A 23,149-nucleotide genomic window follows, 5' to 3' on the forward strand; every position below is an offset into this window, starting at 1 on the left:
GCTGAAGCAGGCACTTTTTTAATTGGAGTCAGGTGCTATAAAGGGTCCGATGTCTTTCATTTGCAGAAAAGCATTCACCGTCCTATTTTCCTCAAGGTCATTCGCCCGTTTGCAGACCACAACAGGTCTGATAATGTCAATTCCTTCGATATACACGCGCCCAATCTCTCCACGTTCTAAGCTTCGCTGAACAGCGTCACGAGGAACAAGGGTGATGCCATAGCCAGCTTTGATCATTTGAATGGCTTCGTGGACACCACTGAATTGTAAATCAACGGTCGGTTTTTTAATTCCTTTAGCGGTAAAAAGGGAAAAAAGCTTGTCTCTCGTCGAACTGCCTTCTTCTCGCATTAAAAAGGGTTCTTGGCTTAGGCGTTCTAGGGGGACGGTTGTTCCATTTAACGGGTGATCCACAGGCACGATAAAGTCATAACTTAAATCAGTCAAGTGAGAGGTGTGAAGATCTTCGTGGTGCAGATCCTCTATTACGGCGATCGCCACATCTGATTGATATTGAAGCAGGCTTTCGATCACTTGAGCGGAGTTTCCGCTTTTTAATTCAATATCTGTCTGTGGCGATGATGTTTTAAAAGAGGCAAGCCAATCAGGCAGCAAAAAGTTAAGTGGTACATAGGTAGAAGCAATTCTGAGTCTTCCTTTTTTTCCGTTTTGCAGAAGGGTAATCTGATATTCTACTTCTTTTTCCGCCTCGAATACTTGCCGGGCATATGGATACAGGATCTTTCCCATCTCCGTCAGTGTAATCCCCCGGCCGTTTCGTTTGAAAAGACGAAAGCCGATCTCTCGTTCAATGCTTCGTAATTGTGCCGTCACAGCCGGCTGCGTCAAAGACAGCACGTCTGCCGTTTGTGTGACACTTTTTGTTTCAGCTACCTTTGCAAAAATACGGAGGGCATGTAAATTCATCTTTGCACCGCCTATCAATTATTTTGATGATTCAATCAAAAACATTCATTAGATTTATTATAAGGTATCCCTTATCGTAAAGGTAGCGAAGGGGGAAGAAAAAATGGATCGTCGTCAAAAGCAAGTTGTGTCAATTTCGCTCATCACAGCATTTGCACTTATTGGGGATTCAATGCTCTATATTGTTCTCCCGGTCTATTGGAAAGAGATTGGTTTATCATCCATTTGGGAGGTGGGGTTACTGCTGTCTATCAACCGATTCATTCGTATCCCGCTAGCACCTGTCGTATGGTGGCTTTATCGATATATCCCAATGAAGACCGGTGTACTGATCGCAATTATGATCGCGTCAGTGACCACGATATTATATGGTATGAGTGGATTTTGGCTGCTATTGATTTGCCGCTGTGCATGGGGTCTCGCTTGGACGTTACTCCGTATGAGTGGGATGAGGGTCTTGGCTGAAATGGACGAAAGCTCACAAGGACATTTGACGGGTCTTTATAATGGGCTTTACCGGCTTGGCAGTTTATTTGGCATGTTATTTGGTGGAATCCTTGCCAGCTTGATCGGTTTTCAGTCCATGACGCTTGTCTTTGGCTTACTCACATTAATGGGCTGCATTTTTTATGTATCGTTGAATGAAATTGAAAAGAGAGAAGGCACGCAGGTGTATCATGGCATCAAACAGAAGTGGTTTACGCGAGATGTGGTAAAAGTACTGATAACAGGCATGCTGATCGCACTGATCATCCAAGGTTTATTCGCATCCACGCTGAGTCATGTCATTGAAGCAAAGATTGACCAAGATGAATTGACTCTGTTTGGCTTTGTCATCGGAGCTTCGGCTTTAAGCGGTGTTATTCAAGCACTCAGGTGGGGATGGGAACCATTTCTCGCACCGAGAACGGGCAAATGGTTTGATCGTCTTGTGATGAAGGAACGAATGTTATGCTGGATGTTTCTTTCATTTGGAGGGCTCAGTTTTCTTGTGATCATGCTGAAGGTAAGCGGCTGGTTCCTATTGATGCTGCTTTTGATTCAACTAATGGCAACAATTGTCACAACGTTCACCGATACACTTGCCTTTCAAAAAGCTTCTGCTCAAACAGATAAGAACCGCTTTCTCGCCAGCTATTCTTTTGTTCAAGATATGGGGGCTGCTTTAGGACCTTTGTGTGGGTATACGTTGATCCAGTTTTTCGGAACAAACAGCGTCTTTTGGCTGATGCTTATCATAAGTTTAATGCTCGTCAGCATGTGGATAAGAAGCGGGCAGCATGTTTCTTCTAGTGCAGTTTAAAAAATAAAGCGTTATATAAAAAACTGCCTCATGCAGCTGATCGCAGGAGGCAGTCATATTCTCTTATTCTAAGTCTGAATCATAGGCTTTTTGCGTGAGTTGGCTGACGACCTCTTTCAAGCCATTGGGTTTATGGAATTCAACAGGTGTGCTTCCTTTTTCAAATACAATTTGATCTGCTTCAACGAGCACGACATATCGATTGTTGACCTTTGCGATATGAATCGAGTGGCCGAAGTCGGCTAAAAGTCCTTTAATTTCTGTTTCGCCTAGACGCATCTTCATCGTGATATCAGGGGTTTGTTCAACAATGTGTGAAGCGGCTAGAGTGACCTGTTCTGTATCGAGTGTTTCCCGAATCTCCCGTTTTTCACTTGCTTCCCATATTTCAAGGTCCTCTTCAAATTGTTTTAATTCTTCACTTTCATCCTGAAATGTTTCAAATACATGTTCCTGCACCATATTCATGACCTGTGATTTCATGATTTCAGGCATCGATTCCCCGTATTCGACGAATTTTAGAAAGTCTTCAAAATAACGAGCGTGTGAGGATTGGTGAATTTTCACTTCGGCTTCCTCTGTCATGCCCTCTTCTGGCATAAACGGGTATTGAATCGATTTCATGTTTTTTGTTGTAATCGCCATTTCTACTTTTTTGATCAAGGTAGATGTATCAGCAATAGAAGCGACTTTCTGTTCAAAATCGCATTTCATGATAAAGACAAAAGAGTCATCGAAATATTTTTTAGGAACCGCAGATGCAACCAGAAACACGCCGCCTCTGACAGCACTTGTATCTAAATAGGTGCGAACAAATTGTTCACTGCATTCGATAAATACTTCTTTTGTATCTGCAAATCTCGTCTGATGAAATAAATTGTAGTTTGGATTTGAATCGAGTTCATGCCCGGGTTCTACAATAAAACGTCCGATTTTAGTCGGTACTTGCTCAGACTTAGGGTGTCTGTCCACTTTTCGTTTGACGATTTTTTTAAGCTCACCGTCTAGAAAGTCTTTCAGCTCACTTTGTTCAAATTCCTCTTGGTCTAATGTTTGGTAATGTTTAAACCGTTTATTTGCTTGTTCCTCTTTGCCTTCTATTTCAACCACATAGAATGATAGAAAACGTATCGTAAAATCCACTGATTGGTCACCACTTTTTCTTCTTTGGATATGTTGAGTATAGAAAAAGGAGTGAAAATCGTCAACGAATGGAGAAATATCGTGTCATTATTTCCCGAGAAATGTTTCGGGAAAAACGCTTGATAATAATTATCATTCTTGATAGAATGATAAAAGAAAAGAAGGAACCTGCCAGTTCCTTCATCTCAGAAAATCATGTATTATTTTGTTTCAAATGTTTCGCAATCCGTTTCAGCATTGCGAGTCACGTCAGTCATTGTGCTTTTACCAATTTTAATGGTAGAAGCTGTACAGCTGTTGTCAGCCCAAAAACGGCAAGAGTTCACTTCACAAAGTACATTTTGTGCCATGGGAATTCACCTCCGTGATTCATATTAAGAATGAAGCAAGCTGCCACTTGAGTTCATTCAATCTAGTAGTCTCTTTATCGAAAGAGGCTGTTTGTGCTGTATATGCACATGTTTATCATACCATCTACCCTGAAAATATACAATTTAAACTTTGAAAGAGCGAGAATGCAAATCTCGCTCTTTTTTGTTTGTAAAAATAGTTAAATGCTAGGTGGCACCCTCTCTTATTCCGACATATGAATAGAGTAGATTCAAAACCTGATGTCGGACAAAGTATAAGGGTACATGTACTGATTTTCCGCATGAAGATAGGGTTTTCAATCAAAAATTTTCATAGAGAGATGAGGGGAGAAGATGAAAGCAGTCATTCTCTGCGGAGGAAAGGGAACGAGAATGAGTGAGGTCACACAAGCGCTTCCTAAACCACTTGCTATGATCGGAGACCGGCCTATTCTATGGCATATTATGAAAATCTATCAGTATTACGGTGTAGACGAGTTTATCTTATTGCTTGGATATAAAGGAGAGAAAATCAAAGAGTATTTTCTCAACTACGACTGGCGGCATCACAGCATGCAACTGGATATGTCGACAGGGGAAATGAAGCTTTTAGGTAATTCGGAGAACTGGAAAATCACCTTTTTAGATACGGGTGAGAATACGATGACAGGCGGGCGGCTAAAGCAGGTACAGGATTATATTGGTGATGAGACATTTATGATGACGTACGGGGACGGACTTGCCAATATCAATATGTTTCATTTACTCAAGCGCCATCAAGAGCTTGGAGCAGCTGCAACTGTCACAGGAATTGAAAAGAAATCACAGTACGGCACGCTGAAGGTGTATAACGGGATGGCACAATCCTTCTCTGAGAAGACAGACAGTATCGGGATGATCAATGGAGGATTTTTTGTGTTGTCTCCAAAGGTTTTTGATTATTTAACAGATGATGATCAATGTGTGTTCGAAGCAGAGCCTCTTCAAAATCTGGCGAATGATGGAGAGCTTGCAGTCTATGAGCACCACGGATTTTGGACAGCAATTGATACGTATAAAAACTTGAAAGAAATCAACGGCATGTGGACTGAAGGAAAACAACCATGGAAGGTTTGGTGACAACATGAGCGGATTTTGGAATGGGAAAAACGTATTTGTGACCGGGTGTACGGGATTGTTAGGGAGTTACCTCGTCAAGGAATTGATAGATCAAGGAGCAAACGTAACAGGGCTTGTACGTGATCAGGTGCCAAGATCGAACTTATATCAAGGCAGTCAATTTGAAAAGATGAATGTCGTCCAAGGCGCACTGGAGGACATGCAAACGATAGAACGTGCGTTAGGAGAATATGAGATTGATACAGTCTTTCATTTGGCCGCCCAAGCGATTGTTGGGGTCGCAAATCGTCACCCAGTTTCTACATTTGAAGCCAATATTTTAGGAACATGGAATGTGCTGGAGGCATGCAGAAGGCAGCCGCTTATCAAACGAGTGATTGTGGCATCGAGTGATAAAGCATACGGGGATCAAGAACAGCTTCCTTATGATGAAGACATGCCGCTTAACGGCAAGCACCCATATGATGTGTCAAAAAGCTGTGCAGATTTAATTTCTCACACGTACTACAACACATATGGTCTTCCGGTTTGTATTACGCGCTGCGGTAATTTATATGGAGGCGGGGATTTGAATTTTAACCGAATCATTCCGCAAACCATCCAGCTTGTGTTAGAGGGAAAGGCGCCAGAAATTAGAAGTGACGGAACCTTTATCCGTGATTATTTCTATATTGAAGATGCGGTCAAGGCTTATTTACTGCTAGCTGAAAAAATGGAGGAAAAAGGGCTTGCAGGAGAAGCATTTAACTTTAGTAATGAAATTCAGCTGACTGTGCTTGAGCTCGTTGATAAAATCTTAAAGGCGATGGGCAGTGAACTAAAACCTCGTATTTTGAATCAAGGAACGCATGAGATTAAGCATCAATATTTATCAGCAGAAAAGGCGAGAAAGCTGCTTGATTGGAAGCCTGATTACTCCATTGATGAAGGGTTAGAAAAGACAATTGAATGGTATCGCGAATTCTTTCAAAAATAGAGGTGTATACAGATGAACAGCATATATTGTACGGTTCTATCAAGTGGAAGACTTTATCAAGCCATTGCGTTTTTCTTATCGTTGAAGCAAGTAGAAGATGATGCTGTCATCAAAACGTTATGTATGGATGATGCTGCATTTGATTTGCTTCATCAAATGAATTTCCCGCATGTCGATCTTGTTCATGTGCGTGAGCTTGAAACGCCGGAGCTTCTAGAGATCAAAAAGGAACGAAATGATTCGGAATATTGCTGGACATTAAAACCGATTTGGATTGAGTGGCTATTTAAGCAGGACCAGGCGGAGGAAGTGACGTATCTTGATGCGGATTTGTTCTTTTATGAGAGTCCACAAGTGATTTTTCAAAACCAGCCTGATGCCTCTGTGCTTCTATCAAGAGGGGATATTGTCATTCCAAGCTTTGATCCAGAGGAAGTGAAGATGCTTCAGAAACTTTTAGGGCGCTATAATTCAGGGTTCCTGCATTTTAAAGGAGATGAAGCCGGCCGAAAGTGCCTGAGCTGGTGGAAAATAGAATGTCTAAAAGAATGCAAAAATGCGCCTGGAGAAGGAAAATTTGGCGATCAAGGGTATTTAGATCATATGCCGGTGCTGTTTGAAAAAGTAGAGGATATTCAAACAAAGGGTGTGAATATTGGTCACTGGAATTATGGCCAGCATTCTTATCAGGAAGAGAATGGACGTATTTTGCTTGAGGATGGAAGCCCACTCATTTGCTATCATTTCAGTGGTTTTCGGATCTTAAGCAAAGATGATATGCAGCAAATCCATGAAAAAGGAAGAGATGACTTGCCATTTTTCCAAGAAGCCTATCGGGAAGTGCTGCGTCATGTGATTGAATCGGTAGAACAAGTCAATCCGATGTTTAACGGCTATGCCAAACTGGAGGAGGATGGCGCATGAATGAAAAGCCGAAGGTCAGCGTCATTATTCCGAGTTATAATGCGAAAGAGCGTTTAGAAGGGAGCCTTTTTTCCTTAACGCTTCAGGAAACCGATATTCCATTTGAGGTCATTGTCGCTGATAATGGGTCAACGGACGGCACGATGGAAATGCTCGAAAACATTGAGGTGAACTTTCCATTCAAAAAGGTGCGTATTCCTGTCAATCAAGGAATTGCCAAGGGGCGCAATCATGCCATTCGTGAGGCAGAGGGAGACCTTTTAATATTCCATGACAGCGATATGCTGGCAGAGCCCCAATTTATTCAAAAGCACGCAGAGGCACATGCTGATCATGAGGACCGTGTCATTTGCGGTGTATGCTGGAAGCGAATCTACCGTTATTTTTACACCGGTTTTGATAAAGATCATGTGAATCGATTAAAAAAACAAGGGCTGTATCAGCGGAAAATGAAAGACAAAACGTCTCTTATGTCGATGGAGGAAGTGAAAAGCGGCGCATTTCTAGAGAGAAGCTTCGACTTGCAGTCCGAATTTATTGATATCCTGAAAGACATTTTAAACACGTACGACTATGATTTAAGTTCTTATCAATTGCCGTGGCGATTTTTTATCACAAATAACTCTTCCGTCAAGCGAAAGCATGTCATGGAACTAGGGATGTTTGATGAAAAAATCGTTAGATACGGGTTTGAGGATTATGATTTAGGCATTCGTCTGCATCAGCTTGGCCTCTCATTTGAACTGCGTGAGGATATTTTGAGTGTGCATCAGGAACATCCAAGTAATTTAACGTCATTCGATGACATCAAATATAACATTTTGTATATGTGCGAGAAGTACAACAATATTGATTCGATTGATGTTCATCTGGCTTTCTCTGGACCATTTTCTCATACCGTGACAAATGATATCGTGAAAGACATTCGCCAGCTGCGTAAGAATGAAGCATATGATGATCTGCTCGCTTATTTTTTGGAGCTGCTTCATATGATCACAGAGCGGAATGTGGGCATTAAACGTGATCAAAAGGACGTGCTGACGGCAAAGCATTTCCCTTTGAAAAAGCTGTCAGAGGCGGCTCAGCTTGCCAAGCAGGAACATGGATGCACGGTGCTGGCAGAGGCCATTCAAGGGCTCACAAAAGAGCTGCTGCATGTTGACTTGTTCCAAGTGGATGTGTTGTAGATGGCATCCTATCATTTCACAACCATTGTGTCGAATACCCATGTATTTAAGCTACTGGCGCTGATTCATTCACTTGAGCAGACGGCTCAATCATACAAACTTTCTGTCTTATGTGCTGATCCTTTGGCTTACAAGGTGTTAAGTCAGTTTCCTCACCCACATGTCCAATATGAACAGCTTGAAGATGTGGAAGATGATTCGCTGCGAAAAGCAAAGGCGGATCGTACGTTCCACGAGTATTGCTGGACGCTTAAGCCTGCGTTTCTACTCAAAATTCTTGAGTCCTCTGATGCAGATTATCTCGCTCATTTGGATACGGATTTGTATTTTTATCATGATCCAGAGGCGATATTTGCAGAAAATCCACTCGCTCATGTATTTTTGACAGATCATATGAATTCCAAGCGATTCTATCACTTTTATGAATTATCCGGCCGTTTTAATACTGGGTTTGTAGGCTGTCGAAACACAGATGTGGCCAAACGGGCTGTGACGCAGTGGAAAGAGAACTGCATTGCGCACTGTACAGTAGAAATGGATACGGAAAAAAAGACATATGGTGATCAGCGGTATGTTGAAAGATGGGTCGATGATTTTGAGGGTGTCCATGTGGTGGCATCTAAAGGTGCCAATGCAGCGATTTGGAATATTGAAAACTATAAGCTCTCCGTTGTGAAAGGAGATATGTATCTCGACGAATGTCCACTGCTGTTCTATCATTTCTCTGCCTTTACGATCATTGATGAAAATACCTTTAATCTGAATTGGTATTACTATATGACAGAACACACTCTTGTGGATCATTTGTATATTCCGTATGCGGATTTGATTCATCTGAAAATTAAACAGGTGCAAAAGGTCTTTCCAGACTTTCAGCAGGGGTTTATTGCAAAGAAGCATGTTCCTGACACGCATTTTTATGAGATATGAAAAAACCGCTCATTTATTGAGCGGTTTTTACCTTTTATGATTCATTCCATTTCGCTATGGTCTGATCGCTTGGCAGTAAGAAGGCTAGGATGCCTAATATCGGTAAAAAGGCGACACCGATCATGGTAGGCGTTAAACCGACTGCATCAATTAATGAGCCGAGGGCAACGGATCCAATCGCTCCCATACCAAACGCAAGCCCAACAGTTAAACCAGACATTGTGCCAATTTTCCCGGGAAATAGTTCTTGGGCATAGACCACGGTGACAGAGAAGCTTGAGGTCAGAATGATCCCAATGAGTCCAAGTAAAACATAAGCAAAAACTGGTCCGGCAAATGGGAGAAGCAGGGCAAGCGGAAAGGATGCTAATAAAGAAATTAAAATGACGGTTTTCTTGCCGAAGCGGTCTGCAAGCGGCCCGCCTAAAAATGTCCCAATCGCACCCAATATAAGAAATAAGAAAATATAAGTTTGTGATTCTTTAATCGTCAAACCATATTGCTCAATCGCATAAAACGCATAGAAATTCGAGATCGCATTTCCATACCAAGAACGCGCGAAAATAAGAAAGACGATAATGCCAAGTGCTGTGAGCGCTGACTTGCGGTGAAGTTCAGATCTTGCTGCTTTTGCAGGCGCTTTTTTCGCTTGTGCTCGAATGGTTTGAAGTCTTCCTGCGTACCATCTTGAAATATAAAGAAGGAAACCGACAGCAATCATTCCAACAATCGTAAACCAAGCCACACCTGGCTGACCGAGAGGGACGAGCATTAATGCAGCGATTAGCGGAGCAAAGGCTTGACCTGTATTTCCACCGACTTGATAGATGGATTGAGCAAGACCCCGTCTAGGACCAGCTGCCATGTTGGCAACCCGTGAGCCCTCTGGATGGAAAATCGCAGAGCCGAGTCCAATAAAGACGACGCACAGTAGGATGGTCGCAAATGATGGTGCAAACGCAAGGCCGAGAATGCCGACAGCACTTGAAAATAATGCGATAGGCAGTGCATAGGGCATCGGCCGTTTATCTGTGTACCACCCGATCGCAGGCTGCATGACAGAGGAGACCATATTTAATGTAAAGGCGATTAGCCCTAATTGAGTAAAGGTCAGCCCCATTGAGCGTTCTAAAATAGGGAACATGGCAGGAATCACGGCTTGCAATGTGTCGTTGAGCATATGGCAAATACCAATAATCAATAAAATAGGATAAACCGTTGAACCGGTGACCGCTTTTTGAGGTTTATTCTTTGTTTGAGCAGCAATAGCCAATGAGACTTCCTCCTTTCATTCAACTTGTTTTCTTTTTTTCATTCTCCTCATTTTATTCATAAGGTGAACTATAAAACAATAGCAAATTGTCATGATTTAGAAAAAAAGAGACACATGCGCTTGATGGAGCGTGTGTCTCTAAAGGGTTATTTATAGAAAGAAGCGATGACAGGCTTCATTTTTTGAATGACAAGTCCACTGCCTCCACGGTTTTTCACACCTTCAATCATGCCGACGAGGACATAATCTTCTTTTTTAGGATTAAACGCAAGTAAAAATCCATTTTCAGTACCGTCTGTCGCACCTTGTTTGCTCTTTAGTTCCGCTGTTCCGGTTTTAGCGGCTATATCAGCCCCTTTTATTTGCAACGAGTGAGCGGTTCCGTTTGAATTGGTGACGACTTGAGTTAGTGCATCCTTCACCGTATTTGCTGTATCTTCTTTGATGATCTGTTTTGGTGATGCTGTTTTTTCATCCTGAATGACTCGAGGGTACACAAGCTTTCCTCCTGTTGCAAATGGAGAATAGGCATGTACTTGTTCAATTGGAGACATGAGTAATTCTCCTTGGCCATATGCTGAGTCGGCAAGTAAGATGTCTGATTGGATCCCGTCGTTAGACACTTGTGCCGGTTTCATTGTGAACGGCATGTTTAAATCATCACCAAACCCAAATGTTTTCACTTTTTTCTCGTAAGTATCTTTGCCGATTTCAAGGGCTTCCTGTCCAAAATAAATATTATCTGAGTACACGAGGGCATCGACCATATTGACTTGTTCTTTGTCATGAACCCGTGTAATGCGATAATTTCCCCATGATTGATCCTTTTGCCATTTCAGTCCATGAATGGTGCGCACTTTATTAGGTTTTGTGACACCTGTTTCCAGTCCAATCGCTGCTGTAATGGTTTTGAATGTAGATCCTGGTGCATATCTGCTCGCATACCGAGCTTGGAATGGGAGATCAGGATTTTCACTGTATGCTTGGTATTGTTTAGGCGTGATCCCGTTGGTCATTAAATTGACATCGTAAGAAGGGGTGCTAACAAGCGCTAATAAATCACCTGATGATGGATTCATAATGGTGACAGCCCCTTTTTCACCTTTCAGCTGTTGATAGGCTTTTTTCTGTAAAGATGCATCAATGGTCAGTTTGACTGTTTTTCCGTCTTTTCGGTCTGTTTTTTGTAATGTTTCTTCAATACCTGTTTCATCATGGATAATGAGGATGCTTCCGCCATCTTGTCCTCTTAAGTTCTTGTCAAATGTGAATTCAAGGCCGGTTTTGCCGATGATTTGATCCGCCTTTAAAGCTGGATTTCTTTTGATATCATCCGCATTTGCTTTTCCCACATAGCCTGTCAGATGAGCAGCGGCTTCGTTATATGGATAGTAGCGCATTTCCTTCGTTTGATAGGTGACGCCATTTATGTCTTTTGGAATCGGCTTTTGCTCTAACATAGACTTTAGCGGGACAAATGTGTCATCTGTGACCCATGCTTGTTTCAACTGATTTTGAATCAGCTCTTCATCTATATCAAAAGCGCTGCTGATTTTTTTGATGTTGCTTTCTTTTTCCGTACCTGTCCCGAGCTTTCCAGGGATGATGCCAAGTGCGTGTCCACCAGTTGTTTCTGCTAACGTGCGCCCTTTTCGATCTACAATATTTCCGCGTACCGCAGGATCCGTTGTCACTTTGATGGTGTCACCCTTTTCCATTTGCGGGAAGATGAGATTTGGTTTCCAGTCTACTTTCCACTCGTTATCCTCTTCGGAGAGAACACCTTTGTAAGAGAGTTTGTTCAGTTTTCCAAGTGACGTTTTCATCGTGACTTCATAGGTGAATTGATACCCATTTCTTTTATCCTGTTTTTCTACGTTGACGTTTGAGACGTTTAGATCATTCGCACCGATGCCGCTAAAGATATGATCGTATTTTTCGGCAAGTTGTTTTTTAGAAAAGTCATTGGCTTTCAGAGAGCCGCTTGTGACCTCATCTGCCAATTTTGTGAATTCTTTTTTCTCCAGATGTTTCGTAAAGGATTCAGCGGCTTTCAGCGCCTCTTTTTCTTTTGAGAAAAGCGTATCTTTTAAGAAAAAGAGAGCAGCAGCAATCGCGATGATGCTAAGAAGGGGAATGATGACTTTTTTCTGTTTCCAAAATGATTTTCGTTGATCTGTATACAATGAAAACACCTCAATTTTTGATTAGATCCTCTATAGTTTACAGTTACTGTGTAGGATTTGTATAGTTTCTCCTATGAAAATAGACCAAGTCATGAAGTGGAAATATGAAGCAAGACACAGTTGCTGCTGAAGGATCTCTTCATTTTTTCTTATGATTTAAAGGATTTTTTATGTGATCATCGAATGTGAAAAATTAGAAAAAATTAAAAGCGTTTTCATGAAGGAGGAATTGTGATCGTTTATAAAAAAGTGAATCTGACTGGACTTGTTCTTGGACCGATCTTCTTTTTTCTTATTTTTTTGCTCATTCCAGAAAGTGAATTGACCTATGCACCAAGAGTGGTACTGGGCGTTACGGCTTGGACTGCGACATGGTGGGTCACAGAAGCTTTGCCTATACCGGCTACCTCTTTATTGCCCATCATCCTTTTGCCAACACTTGGCGGGCTATCGATGGAGCAAACATCAAGAGCTTATGGAGACCCGATTGTTTTTATGTACATGGGCGGATTTATGATTGCCATTGCTATTGAAAAATGGAATTTACATAGAAGAATGGCCTTACATATTTTAAACATCATTGGCACAAGAAGTGACCGCATTGTATTAGGGGTTATGATGGCAACGGCCTTTTTATCTATGTGGATTTCAAATGCAGCCACAGCACTGATGATGCTGCCTGTGGCACTGGCTGTGATTAAAGAGGTGAAGGCGAACGATATTTTGTCTGGTGCATCTCTTGACCGATTCAGTAAAAGCATCCTATTATCAGTCGCTTATTCAGCCTCTATTGGCGGACTGGCGACACTCGTTGGGTCTGTGCCAAATGCTGTTTTTGCAGCGATGTCAAAAAAGCTGTTAGATCGAGAAATTATGTTTTTTGAATGGTTTTTGTTTGGTTTTCCGGTGGCGGCTGTTCTGCTCATTCTCTTATTTCTGTATTTGACCAAGATACAGTTCAAGGTAGAGCACACAGGTGAAATGGGAGCGGCGTTTATACGGAAGGGTTTAGAGGATTTAGGCAAAATGAAACAAGAAGAAAAATGGGTTTTTGCTATTTTTCTTATGACGGCTTTTTTATGGATTTTTAAAATCTTTTTGTTTGGCGGGCTTCCTGTCTCGGATACGTCGATCGCAATCTTTGGGGCGATGCTGTTATTTCTCATTCCAGCGACAAATGGAGAGAGAATACTAGAATGGCAGGATATGAAGCAGTTGCCATGGGGGCTTTTGCTTTTGTTTGGAGGCGGGCTTTCGCTCGCTACAGGATTTGCGGAAACGAATCTAACAGGATGGATCGGGGAAAATTTACAGCATTTAAATGGGCTGTCGTACCTCATGCTGCTAATTATTTTAACGGCTTCTATTTTATTTATGACCGAAATTATGTCTAATACAGCAGTTGCGAACATGATCATTCCAATTACAGTCGGGCTTGGACTTGCAATTGGCATGGAGCCGTACGGCTTAATGGCTGCGGCTGCGTTAGCTTCCTCATGTGCGTTTATGTTGCCAATTTCCACACCGCCAAATGCGGCTGTCTTTAGTGCGGACGTACTGAAAATATCTGATATGGTCAAGGCTGGCTTTTGGCTAAATGTGATCAGTATTGTAGCGATTGTGCTTGCGGTTTATTTCTGGCTTCCTGTCGTGCTGAGATGAAGACTTTGATCGAATGGAGACTTTTGGTGTTTTTGTTTCTTTTGGCTTCGGTACTGAAGCTGCCTTTTTGAGGTGCGGGTCCTTTGGCGTGTAATAGGTGGCCCCAATGTTGAGTCTGCCTTTAAGCTGATCAATGGAAAGCTCACCAAACTCTAAATGGTAGTCAATTTTGTCCACATGCAGTGATTCAATGTGAATGTGCGTATCCTCCGAGACAGGCGGAGCAGGTGCAGACATTTTCTGCTCAAGAGCGGTGAGTCTTTTTTCCAGCTCGACGACAGATGGAGATGGACTGGCTTCGGTTTTTTTAAAGAGTGATTGAATGAAATGTTTCAAGTGGACCACAACCTTTTCTTTCGCCTTGCTCTAGTCTATGGAAAAGCTGCCCGGTATATACTTATAGAGATACATGAAAGGGGAGAAGTGCATGCTGCCTACACGCATTCAGATTACCCATATGAAGACGAATACGATTGGTACAGGGTCCTCGATGACATTCGGTTCGACGATCGTACGAAATCACTGCTCGACGATCAAAAGAAACAATGGTTTTGGTGAACAAAATGCCGATGACGTGATCACGATCTTGCCGATTGAAACGATTGATGATCGTGATCTAATAGACGCAGTCAGTATCAATATTCGTCATCTATGATTATCGCAGTTGCTTTTCCTTCATCCTTTTGCAAGCGAATGTATAGCACGCCGTCTTTAAAGGCCGCATTCATTTGACCAAGAATCATATCTGGGAGCCGAATTTTTCTTTCAAACGGACCATACTTCCCTTGTTTTTGGCGAAAATCCTGTTCGTTAAAAAAGGAAAAACGCTGTCCTTTTACAACTAAATATTCACCATATGACAGCACCTGAACATCTTCCTTCCGGTAGCCAGGCAGGTAAATTAAGTACTGAAATTCAGTAGGGGTTTCCACAATGTCGACTGGTGGAAACGATGCATCTGTTCCTCGCTGATCTTGCTGCGAGAATGTAAAGGGAGACGGACCATTTGCCATAAAGGGAGATCTTTGCTCATCATCGAATATCATTTTCCAAAAATCATCTCCATGCATTTGCTGGGCAATGTCCATCCACTGCTTCATTTTTTCGAAGTCCATGTGAAGACCTCCTGTTAACATACTTGATGGGTGCTCGCATATACCTATAAAAAGGAGGTTTATCTGTGGTTCAACCAACTCCGTATATCAATATTAATATTTTCATGTTAAAAATTAATTCCTTTGAAAATGCGTCGGCGGTGAATGTCGGACAAAATTTGTTAGCAGAGTGGCAAAACTCAGATAAAAAAAATCAGGGGTACGGACAGAATTTTGGAGATGCCAGCGGTTTTGTCGGAACAAAGAGCCATGTAGATGATCGAGATCAAGTGGACTCACCTGCCTCTTTTTCGCCAGCAGCTAAACCTATTCCAAGGAAGTGATGTGTGATGTTATTCTCACCCTCAGTCGTCAATGTCGGTGCTTTTAAAATCAATGCAATGGATCGGGGGGCATCACTGACGCTAGGACCTTATCAGCAGATCGATTATTTTCTCTCGATGAAATTGAACCAGGGTTTTGGTGAGGACAATGGAGATTGTTCACCGCTTGTCATTCCGATTTCAAGCGTACTCGATCCAGATATGGTGGATTCGAATTCAGTGAAAAACAGTGTGATTTAAACAAAAAAGAGACCGGGATACCCCGTGTCTCTTTTCTATTGTGTTTGATTCAGATGGCTTTTGCGTCTTGCATAGGTGAAGTACACAACGACACCAATGGCTACCCAGATGAGGAAGGCTCGCCATGTCTCCCATTTCAGTGTGGCAGCCAAGATCATACAAATGACCGCACTAATGATGGGAAGGACAGGAACAAAGGGTACTTTAAACGCTGTTTTCATATTCGGATGTTTTTTCCGGAGTATGATCACAGCGATCGAGATCACCGTAAAGGCCGCAAGTGTACCGATGCTGACTAAATTAGCAAGTGTTGATAAGTTGACGAATCCAACGATACATGCCGCAACAGCGCCTGTCAGCCAAGTGTTGGCAACCGGTGTCTTCGATTTTGGATGAACGTTTGAAAAGATTTTCGGCATGAGTCCATCTCGGCTCATAGCAAAGGTTAAACGAACCTGAGCGTAGACAAGTGCAATTAACACTGTCGTAATCCCGATAATAGCACCTGCCGATATAATACCAGCGACACTATTCAGGCCAACCACTTGTAAAGCAAAAGCGACAGGGTCACTGACATTCAGCTTCGTGTAGTGAACCATGCCTGTTAAGACAAATGAAACCCCGATGTATAAAATCGTACAAACACCGAGCGCACCGATGATTCCGATCGGCATCGCTTTTTGTGGGTTTTTGACTTCTTCAGATGCATTAGCGATTGCATCAAATCCAAGGTAAGCAAAAAAGACAGTGGCCGCTCCTGCAATCACGCCATGGAAGCCCATTGGCATAAAAGGTGTCCAATTTTCAGGTTTAACGTAAGCAAAGCCTGAAATGATAAAGAGGAGGACAATGGCAATTTTGATGAGCACAATGATGTTATTCAGCTTCGTGCTCTCTTTTACGCCTCTTGAGACAATAAAGGTAATGAGTAAAATAATGAGTGCGCCTGGCAGGTTAAAGATGGCCCCATCAGCGGCTCCGGGTGCAGCCGATAAAGCCTTCGGTATGTGCAGACCAAATCCACTGAGCAGTGATTGAAAATAGGATGACCATCCGCTTGCCACAGCAGAGAGCGCAACAACATATTCAAGCATTAAATCCCAGCCCATTAAAAAGGCGAGGAATTCTCCAAGTGTTGCGTAAGAATACGTATAGACACTTCCTGACACTGGAATGGACGAGGAAAATTCAGCGTAGCAAAAAGCAGCAAGGGCGCATGCGATCGCAGCCAAAATAAAAGATATAATAATCGCAGGTCCCGCATCTTTCGCAGCCGCAACCCCCGTTATCACAAAAATGCCAGTCCCGACCACACAGCCAATGCCAAGCAAGATTAAATCAAATGTATTCAAAGAACGGCTCAGCCGCTTCGTTTGACTTTCAAGCATGAGCTGGTCGAGAGACTTTTTTCTAAATAAAGAACTCATGTTGACCTCCTAATGGATAAATCTTTTCGTAAGACGAATGTTAGTATATGCGTAAATGGCAATTTAGTCAATTGGTTGAAAAACGCTTTAAATCGCTAAAGTGTTAAATGTCACAAAAGGCTAATGTGTATCAAAAGACATCCGCCGTCATGTGACAGGCGGATGTGATAACAGGAGATTTACGTTTGTTCAGCAAATATTTTTTCGTTGTACAGCACACTAGGATGGGTTGGGTAATGGGCTGAGGATGCAAGATGATGGGTTTTGGCTTGAGCCAAATCACCGAGCTGATAATAACAATAGCAAAGCTGAAGGTGAGGATACCATGTTTTATATTGTGTCAGTGTAAAGGCTGTTTCGATTTCAGGTGCCTTCAGTGCCTGCTCATACCAATAGATGGACGCTTTGTATTTATTTTGTGCTTTGAAATGATCCCCAATCCGGCAGCAAAATTCTGGACGGGGCTGATCATATAAGAAGGATCGCAATAAGGAGGATAAGGCGGCTTCCTCAAAACCGACTGCATAATAGCAGTCAGCTAAATTTTGGCATGTGCGAATTTCATCCTCAATCCAGCATTGTTTTGTGGCTAAAAATTTGTGATAAAAGCGAATCGCCTTCACATGCTGCTTGTTATCTCGTAATTCATTGGCGAAGTAAAAGAGATCACGAGGCGTCATCTCTTCGCCTTTTGCAAGCATGTTTTCATAAATGCGCAGATTGCGTCCAGGCTCTCCAGCGGTTGTTTTCTTACGCTTTTGATGGGTGACGGCGATATCAGCCGGTAAGATGTTGCCATACACCTGAAGAAACTCATGAACGGCCCCATACCACTGAAAGTTCAAGGCACGCTTGACGAGCCGATTTCTTCTATATTTAAAATTCACCTGACCGTCCTCACTAAATCCAACGTGGTAAAACATCGAGACGGCATCTACTGCGGGATCAAGCGTCTGTTTGAGCTGAAGCAGTTTTTGCTGGTCCTCTTCAAGTAGGACATCGTCGGCATCCAGCCATAAGATATACTCTTTTGTCGCATGGGAAAAAGCGAAATTGCGTGCTTTTGCAAAATGCTGGACCCATTCAAAGTCGAGTACCTTTGCTGAAAAGGAGTGAGCAATGTCCTTTGTTTGATCTGTTGATCCTGTATCAACAATGATCATCTCATCTACAATGTCTTGAACAGAAGACAGGCAGTCAGCCAAAACCTCCTCTTCATTTTTCACAATCATACATAAACTAATGGTTATCATCTTTAGATCACCTCTTCATAGTGTATCGAGCATCAAAAGGAAACATTCTTTTCAGCAGCGGGTTTTTTTAAAACTAGTTTTCTGCTACTGGCTGATTTAAAATAAAGGAAGAATCTATGTAAGGGCTGATAAAATGAGTTTATTGAATGTAGAAGGATTATATAAAACCTATGGCGAAAAAACGCTGTTTGACCATATCTCTTTTCATATAGAACCAAAGGAACGCATCGGGTTAATTGGACCGAATGGAACAGGGAAGTCAACGCTTTTAAAAGTCATTGCAGGACTTGAATCATTTGAGGAAGGCGACATCACAAAGGCAGGGACACTTGATATCGAATTTCTCGAACAAGATCCTGAAATGAGCGGGGATGAAACGATTCTCGACTATATTTTTTCAGGAACAGCACCAATGATTCAAACGATGAAAGCCTATGAAAAGGCGCTGGCTGATTTAGAGCATGATCCACAAAACGAGGCAAAACAAGAAGCGCTTATGCGTATGCAAAATAAAATGGATCAGGACGACGCATGGGATGCGAACCTTTCGGCGAAAACGATTTTGACAAAGCTTGGCGTTAAAGATGTGAGCCGATCTGTTCATGCGTTATCAGGCGGACAGAAAAAGCGTGTGGCGATCGCCAAAAATTTAATTCAGCCTGCGGGTTTGCTGATTTTAGATGAGCCGACAAACCATCTAGACAACGCAACCATTGAATGGCTTGAAGGATATTTGAGTCAATACAGCGGGGCTGTCATTCTTGTCACCCATGATCGTTATTTCTTAAACCGCGTCGCCAATCGGATTTATGAATTAAATCAGGGGCAGCTTTACACATATAAAGGAAATTATGAAGTCTTTTTAGAAAAAAGAGCGGAACGAGAAGCAGAAGCTCAAGTAAAAGAAACGAAACGTCAAAATTTGCTTAGACGTGAGCTTGCATGGCTCAGAAGAGGGGCAAAGGCTCGAACGACAAAGCAAAAAGCACGTATCGGCAGAGTGGAAGAGCTGAAGGATCAAAAGGGACCTGATGCAAAGGGAGAGCTTGATTTTGCGATCGGTTCTCACCGGCTTGGAAAACAAGTGATTGAGGCAGAAGAGATCAGCATCACATTTGCTGGTCAAACCCTTGTGGACCAGTTCAGCGATTTAGTCGTGCCAGGTGATCGCATCGGATTTATCGGACCGAATGGAGTGGGCAAAACGACTTTACTTAATTGCCTGGCGGGTAAAATCGAACCGACAAATGGACAATTGACCATTGGACAAACAGTCCGCATTGGCTATTACACGCAGGACCATAACGAAATGAATGAAGAGCTGAATATCATTGATTACATCAAAGAAACAGCTGAAATTGTCAAAACGGCAGATGGCGTCATTGTGACAGCAGAGCAGATGTTGGAGAGATTTTTATTCCCTAGATCCATGCAGCGCACGTTTATCCGCAAGCTGTCAGGGGGAGAGCGCCGCAGATTGTATTTATTGAAGGTATTGATGGAAGAGCCGAATGTTCTCTTTTTAGATGAGCCGACGAATGATCTTGATACAGAGACGCTCAGCATTTTAGAGGATTATTTGGAGCAGTTCCCAGGCGTAGTCATCACCGTGTCGCATGATCGTTATTTCTTAGACCGAGTCGTCCATCGTCTGCTTGTGTTTGAAGGAAATGGACGTATTTCACACTTCCAAGGTGCTTACAGCGATTACATGGAGCAAGAAAAAGAACAGAAGCGGACAGAGACAAAACCAGCTGAAAAACAAGTAGAAGCTGCACCGAAAAAGAGGAAAAAACTATCCTATAAGGACCAGCTTGAATGGGATGGGATTGAAGATCGGATACAAGCACTAGAGGACAAACACCAGCAGCTCGAAGCCAGCATTGCTGAGGCTGGCAGTGATTTTGGGAAAATTCAAGAGCTGATGGACAAGCAAAAAGCCGTCGCTGAAGAACTAGAACAAGCAATGGACCGCTGGACAGAACTGTCGCTGATAATTGAGGAATTAGAAAGTAATGAAAAATAAAGGTTGGCAAAAAAACTGTAGAGACATTCTACAGTTTTTTTTGATAAGAACATTTGGCATAAGCATCGTGCTGGTGAATGGATTCTTCATTTCGGCACTCAACTTGAAACCCTTTGATCCAGTTTTGTTCGTACAACTCTGCCGCAATTAATCTCGCAACATCCTCTACAAAACGTGGATTTTCATAGGCCTCTTCTGTCACGTGTTTTTCATCTGGTCTTTTGAGTACAGGGTAAAGGGGCGCACTCGCATTAGACTCGATGATCTGCAGTAGATCTGCTTTCATGTCATCAGGGAGTTGACCTTGTTCAAACAGCTCTACCTGAATAGATACAGTACCGCGCTGATTATGTGCGCCGTATTCACTGATTTCTTTTGAACAAGGACATAGCGTTGTCACTTGAGCAGTGCAGCCAATATGACAAATCCATCCGTTTTCTTCATGAAAGTGGATGTCGTATTGCACGTCTGCATGCATCAAACCGGACTTTCCGCTGATGGGACTCTTTTTTTCCATGTACCACGGAAAGGAAACTTGAATCGAGGCAGATGGCTGATTCATATGCTTGGCAAGCTGTGCGGTCAATTCTTTTAAGGAATCCACATCAACCGGCTTTCCGCTCTCATAAAAGGAGTGAAGCTGCTCGGTGAGACGGCTCATATGAATGCCTTTTTGATGAGCTGGCAAATATGTACTCAGCGTAAAATTAGCTGAAGAGGTTTGGTGCTGTGGAGCCGTTTTAGACAAAATATGTACAGGGTACGACACACGGCAAATTCCGACCTGTTCCAGATCAAAATAATAGTCTTGTTCGGTTTGTTGGATGTCTATCATGTCCTCTTTTTGACAAGGTTTTGATCTAGCGCTTGGCGGGACAGAACCGAATTGTGCGTGTCGTTCTTTTTTGGATGGAAATGAACGCATAGGGTACCTCCTTTAAAACGTAATGGTTCCTATTTATTCTGCATCAAACCACAATAGAAATCAAGTCATCAAACATTAACGTTTACGTTAAGGTAACAAAGGTGTATAATAAAACATGAATTGATGAGCAGGAGGCACTGGCGATGGAATGGATGAAAATTGATCAAGTGGCGAAAAGAAGCGGTCTGACGAAACGGACGATTCGTTTCTATGAAGAGATTGGTTTATTATCAGCACCAAAGCGGACAGAGGGCGGTGTCAGACTTTACTCAGAGGATGACATGGAAGAACTGGAGAAAGTGATGCAGGCCAAAGAAGTGCTTGGCTTTTCTTTACAAGAGCTTCAGTCGTTTATGGAAATAGGAAAACAGCTTGAGCTGAATAAAGAAGGCTACTTGCTGTCACTTGACCCGAAGGAACGATTAGAGAAACTGTTAGATATTGATGCGCAGCTGACTGTGCAGCATCAATTGATTACAAAAAAGCTAGAAACGATTCAATCCTTTAAAAAGGATCTTGAAATGATGAAAGAAAGAGCGGCTCATGCCATTGAGCAATTACAAAAATAAACACCTCAGCGTGTTTATTTTATTTTGTTAAACAACTGTAGGAAAGGTTCTGATGGAATGAAGGAAGAAGAAGTATTGAAACAGCGTACGAGTCTGCTTAGACAGCCAAAAGCCGTCTGGGCGGTGGCCTTTGCTTGTGTGATTTCATTTATGGGCATAGGGCTTGTAGACCCGATTTTGCCTGCCATTGCATCACAATTACATGCATCTCCAAGTCAGGTGTCTCTTTTATTTACGAGCTATTTGCTTGTCACCGGCTTTGTGATGTTTTTTACCGGTTTTATTTCTAGTCGTATTGGTGCCAAATGGACGTTATTATTAGGGCTCATCTTTATTATTGTCTTTTCTGCTTTAGGGGGTACCTCTTCAACGATTAATGAATTAATCGGCTTTAGAGGGGGATGGGGCATCGGGAATGCCTTATTCATTTCAACGGCTCTCTCTGTCATTGTCGGCGTGTCTGTTGGAGGAAGTGCGAAGGCCATTATTTTATACGAGGCTGCACTAGGTCTTGGGATTTCTGTTGGGCCGCTCCTTGGCGGTGAGCTTGGAACGATCTCTTGGCGCGGGCCATTCTTTGGTGTGGCAGTGTTAATGCTCGTTGCTCTTTTAGCCATTACCTTTATGCTTCCACCTATGCAAAAGCCGCAGAAAAAGGTGAAGTTATTTGAAGCTGTTGGAGCCTTGAAATATAAGGGGCTTTTAACGATGGCATCTGCTGCTTTCTTATATAACTTTGGATTCTTTGTTCTTCTAGCTTATTCGCCATTTGTGCTTCATCTTGATGAGCATGGTCTTGGCTATGTCTTTTTTGGATGGGGATTATTTTTGGCTGTGACATCTGTCTTCTCAGCGCCGGTCATTCATCGCAAATTGGGTACATTAACAGCTCTTGTTGTTCTCTTTGCTTCGTTTGCTGTGATTTTATTCGGCATTGGAATATGGACATCACATGTGGTCGTGGTCATTTGCGGTATTGTCATTGCAGGGGGAATCCTCGGCATGATCAATACGGTGCTTACGACGGCTGTGATGGGATCAGCTCCTGTTGAGCGTTCAATTGCATCATCTTCATACAGTGCTGTACGATTTATTGGTGGTGCGATTGCGCCTTGGATTGCGGGAGTACTCGCTGAAACTTACACAGCAAGCACCCCTTATTATGTAGGGGCGGCTGTTGTTCTCTTAGGAATGGTCATCCTGCTTCTTGGCCGTAAGCATTTGGTGAATATCCAGGCAGGTCATTAATAGAAAAAAGCCTCATATCTTTTGAAAAGATATGAGGCTTTTT

General features: G+C 42.5%; 23 protein-coding genes. 13 read left to right on the forward strand and 10 right to left on the reverse strand.

The window, feature by feature from the left end:
• Nucleotides 1–18: 18 nt before the first annotated feature.
• A complete protein-coding gene (locus tag NSQ52_RS03655) occupies nucleotides 19–927 on the reverse strand; it encodes a LysR family transcriptional regulator (RefSeq protein ID WP_342473930.1) in 909 nt (302 codons plus the stop codon).
• A 103-nt stretch (nucleotides 928–1,030) separates the two neighbouring features.
• Here NSQ52_RS03655 and NSQ52_RS03660 point away from each other — a divergent pair, with 103 nt between their 5' ends.
• Nucleotides 1,031–2,230: an MFS transporter gene (locus NSQ52_RS03660; RefSeq protein WP_342473931.1), complete on the forward strand. Its 1,200-nt coding sequence runs from the start codon at nucleotides 1,031–1,033 to the stop codon at nucleotides 2,228–2,230.
• A gap of 63 nt (nucleotides 2,231–2,293) precedes the next feature.
• Here NSQ52_RS03660 and NSQ52_RS03665 read toward each other — a convergent pair whose 3' ends face one another.
• Nucleotides 2,294–3,373, reverse strand: coding sequence for a DUF3900 domain-containing protein (locus NSQ52_RS03665; RefSeq protein ID WP_342473932.1), 1,080 nt, complete (start codon nucleotides 3,371–3,373; stop codon nucleotides 2,294–2,296).
• A gap of 200 nt (nucleotides 3,374–3,573) precedes the next feature.
• A complete protein-coding gene (locus NSQ52_RS03670; RefSeq protein WP_008344201.1) occupies nucleotides 3,574–3,723 on the reverse strand; it encodes a DUF1540 domain-containing protein in 150 nt (49 codons plus the stop codon).
• Between the two features lie 354 nt (nucleotides 3,724–4,077).
• Between NSQ52_RS03670 and rfbF the strand changes: the two genes are divergently transcribed.
• From rfbF to NSQ52_RS03695, 5 genes are read left to right on the forward strand one after another with little or no spacing between them, the layout of a single operon-like run.
• Nucleotides 4,078–4,842 carry a glucose-1-phosphate cytidylyltransferase gene (gene rfbF / locus NSQ52_RS03675; RefSeq protein WP_019743935.1) on the forward strand — a complete coding sequence of 255 codons (765 nt, stop codon included), beginning with the start codon at nucleotides 4,078–4,080 and terminating at the stop codon, nucleotides 4,840–4,842.
• 4 nt (nucleotides 4,843–4,846) lie between these two features.
• Nucleotides 4,847–5,818 carry a GDP-mannose 4,6-dehydratase gene (locus NSQ52_RS03680; RefSeq protein ID WP_025092661.1) on the forward strand — a complete coding sequence of 324 codons (972 nt, stop codon included), beginning with the start codon at nucleotides 4,847–4,849 and terminating at the stop codon, nucleotides 5,816–5,818.
• 12 nt (nucleotides 5,819–5,830) lie between these two features.
• Nucleotides 5,831–6,742 carry a putative nucleotide-diphospho-sugar transferase gene (locus tag NSQ52_RS03685; RefSeq protein WP_268382435.1) on the forward strand — a complete coding sequence of 304 codons (912 nt, stop codon included), beginning with the start codon at nucleotides 5,831–5,833 and terminating at the stop codon, nucleotides 6,740–6,742.
• Nucleotides 6,739–7,929, forward strand: a complete 1,191-nt coding sequence (locus NSQ52_RS03690; RefSeq protein WP_160758104.1) for a glycosyltransferase family 2 protein — start codon at nucleotides 6,739–6,741, stop codon at nucleotides 7,927–7,929. Before NSQ52_RS03685 ends, NSQ52_RS03690 begins: the two co-directional genes overlap by 4 nt.
• Nucleotides 7,930–8,859 carry a putative nucleotide-diphospho-sugar transferase gene (locus NSQ52_RS03695; RefSeq protein WP_024718603.1) on the forward strand — a complete coding sequence of 310 codons (930 nt, stop codon included), beginning with the start codon at nucleotides 7,930–7,932 and terminating at the stop codon, nucleotides 8,857–8,859.
• Between the two features lie 34 nt (nucleotides 8,860–8,893).
• Here the strand turns inward: NSQ52_RS03695 and NSQ52_RS03700 are convergent, their stop codons facing one another.
• Both NSQ52_RS03700 and NSQ52_RS03705 read right to left on the reverse strand, forming a co-directional pair.
• Nucleotides 8,894–10,132: an MFS transporter gene (locus tag NSQ52_RS03700; RefSeq protein ID WP_144740868.1), complete on the reverse strand. Its 1,239-nt coding sequence runs from the start codon at nucleotides 10,130–10,132 to the stop codon at nucleotides 8,894–8,896.
• 146 nt (nucleotides 10,133–10,278) lie between these two features.
• Complete coding sequence (locus NSQ52_RS03705) at nucleotides 10,279–12,318, reverse strand: penicillin-binding transpeptidase domain-containing protein (protein ID WP_336750331.1); 2,040 nt, start codon at nucleotides 12,316–12,318, stop codon at nucleotides 10,279–10,281.
• Nucleotides 12,319–12,549: 231 nt separating this feature from the next.
• Here NSQ52_RS03705 and NSQ52_RS03710 point away from each other — a divergent pair, with 231 nt between their 5' ends.
• The gene (locus NSQ52_RS03710; RefSeq protein WP_047946783.1) at nucleotides 12,550–13,980 is read left to right on the forward strand and encodes a DASS family sodium-coupled anion symporter; all 1,431 of its coding nucleotides are present in this window, start codon (nucleotides 12,550–12,552) and stop codon (nucleotides 13,978–13,980) included.
• Here the strand turns inward: NSQ52_RS03710 and NSQ52_RS03715 are convergent.
• The gene (locus tag NSQ52_RS03715; RefSeq protein ID WP_056705609.1) at nucleotides 13,912–14,316 is read right to left on the reverse strand and encodes a hypothetical protein; all 405 of its coding nucleotides are present in this window, start codon (nucleotides 14,314–14,316) and stop codon (nucleotides 13,912–13,914) included. The genes NSQ52_RS03710 and NSQ52_RS03715 overlap by 69 nt on opposite strands.
• Nucleotides 14,317–14,407: 91 nt before the next feature.
• On the opposite strand from NSQ52_RS03715, the gene NSQ52_RS03720 reads away from it, so the two are divergent.
• Complete coding sequence (locus tag NSQ52_RS03720; RefSeq protein ID WP_058336484.1) at nucleotides 14,408–14,635, forward strand: hypothetical protein; 228 nt, start codon at nucleotides 14,408–14,410, stop codon at nucleotides 14,633–14,635.
• Here the strand turns inward: NSQ52_RS03720 and NSQ52_RS03725 are convergent.
• Nucleotides 14,616–15,095 (reverse strand): Hsp20/alpha crystallin family protein, encoded by a 480-nt coding sequence (locus NSQ52_RS03725; RefSeq protein WP_008344182.1) that lies wholly within the window; start codon nucleotides 15,093–15,095, stop codon nucleotides 14,616–14,618. The two genes, NSQ52_RS03720 and NSQ52_RS03725, sit on opposite strands and share 20 nt — an antisense overlap.
• 65 nt (nucleotides 15,096–15,160) lie before the next feature.
• Here NSQ52_RS03725 and NSQ52_RS03730 point away from each other — a divergent pair, with 65 nt between their 5' ends.
• Together NSQ52_RS03730 and NSQ52_RS03735 are read left to right on the forward strand one after the other, a co-directional pair.
• Nucleotides 15,161–15,418, forward strand: coding sequence for a hypothetical protein (locus tag NSQ52_RS03730; RefSeq protein WP_008344180.1), 258 nt, complete (start codon nucleotides 15,161–15,163; stop codon nucleotides 15,416–15,418).
• Between the two features lie 6 nt (nucleotides 15,419–15,424).
• Entirely contained in the window at nucleotides 15,425–15,658 is a 234-nt protein-coding gene (locus NSQ52_RS03735) for a hypothetical protein (RefSeq protein WP_008344178.1), read from the forward strand.
• Between the two features lie 35 nt (nucleotides 15,659–15,693).
• Here NSQ52_RS03735 and NSQ52_RS03740 read toward each other — a convergent pair whose 3' ends face one another.
• Together NSQ52_RS03740 and NSQ52_RS03745 are read right to left on the reverse strand one after the other, a co-directional pair.
• Complete coding sequence (locus tag NSQ52_RS03740; protein WP_008344176.1) at nucleotides 15,694–17,085, reverse strand: amino acid permease; 1,392 nt, start codon at nucleotides 17,083–17,085, stop codon at nucleotides 15,694–15,696.
• A gap of 179 nt (nucleotides 17,086–17,264) precedes the next feature.
• On the reverse strand, nucleotides 17,265–18,338 hold the full coding sequence (locus tag NSQ52_RS03745; RefSeq protein ID WP_286067103.1) for a glycosyltransferase family 2 protein: 1,074 nt from the start codon (nucleotides 18,336–18,338) through the stop codon (nucleotides 17,265–17,267).
• Between the two features lie 133 nt (nucleotides 18,339–18,471).
• On the opposite strand from NSQ52_RS03745, the gene NSQ52_RS03750 reads away from it, so the two are divergent.
• Nucleotides 18,472–20,364, forward strand: coding sequence for an ABC-F family ATP-binding cassette domain-containing protein (locus NSQ52_RS03750; RefSeq protein WP_098680470.1), 1,893 nt, complete (start codon nucleotides 18,472–18,474; stop codon nucleotides 20,362–20,364).
• 28 nt (nucleotides 20,365–20,392) lie between these two features.
• Here the strand turns inward: NSQ52_RS03750 and folE2 are convergent, their stop codons facing one another.
• Nucleotides 20,393–21,289 (reverse strand): GTP cyclohydrolase FolE2, encoded by an 897-nt coding sequence (gene folE2, locus NSQ52_RS03755; RefSeq protein WP_342473933.1) that lies wholly within the window; start codon nucleotides 21,287–21,289, stop codon nucleotides 20,393–20,395.
• 143 nt (nucleotides 21,290–21,432) lie between these two features.
• Here folE2 and NSQ52_RS03760 point away from each other — a divergent pair, with 143 nt between their 5' ends.
• Both NSQ52_RS03760 and NSQ52_RS03765 read left to right on the forward strand, forming a co-directional pair.
• Nucleotides 21,433–21,858, forward strand: a complete 426-nt coding sequence (locus tag NSQ52_RS03760; protein WP_017366797.1) for a MerR family transcriptional regulator — start codon at nucleotides 21,433–21,435, stop codon at nucleotides 21,856–21,858.
• Between the two features lie 57 nt (nucleotides 21,859–21,915).
• Nucleotides 21,916–23,106, forward strand: a complete 1,191-nt coding sequence (locus NSQ52_RS03765) for an MFS transporter (RefSeq protein ID WP_035391389.1) — start codon at nucleotides 21,916–21,918, stop codon at nucleotides 23,104–23,106.
• Nucleotides 23,107–23,149 lie beyond the last annotated feature (43 nt).

This window comes from Bacillus sp. FSL W8-1141 (assembly GCF_038593205.1).
In the GTDB taxonomy this organism is placed as follows: domain Bacteria; phylum Bacillota; class Bacilli; order Bacillales; family Bacillaceae; genus Bacillus; species Bacillus altitudinis.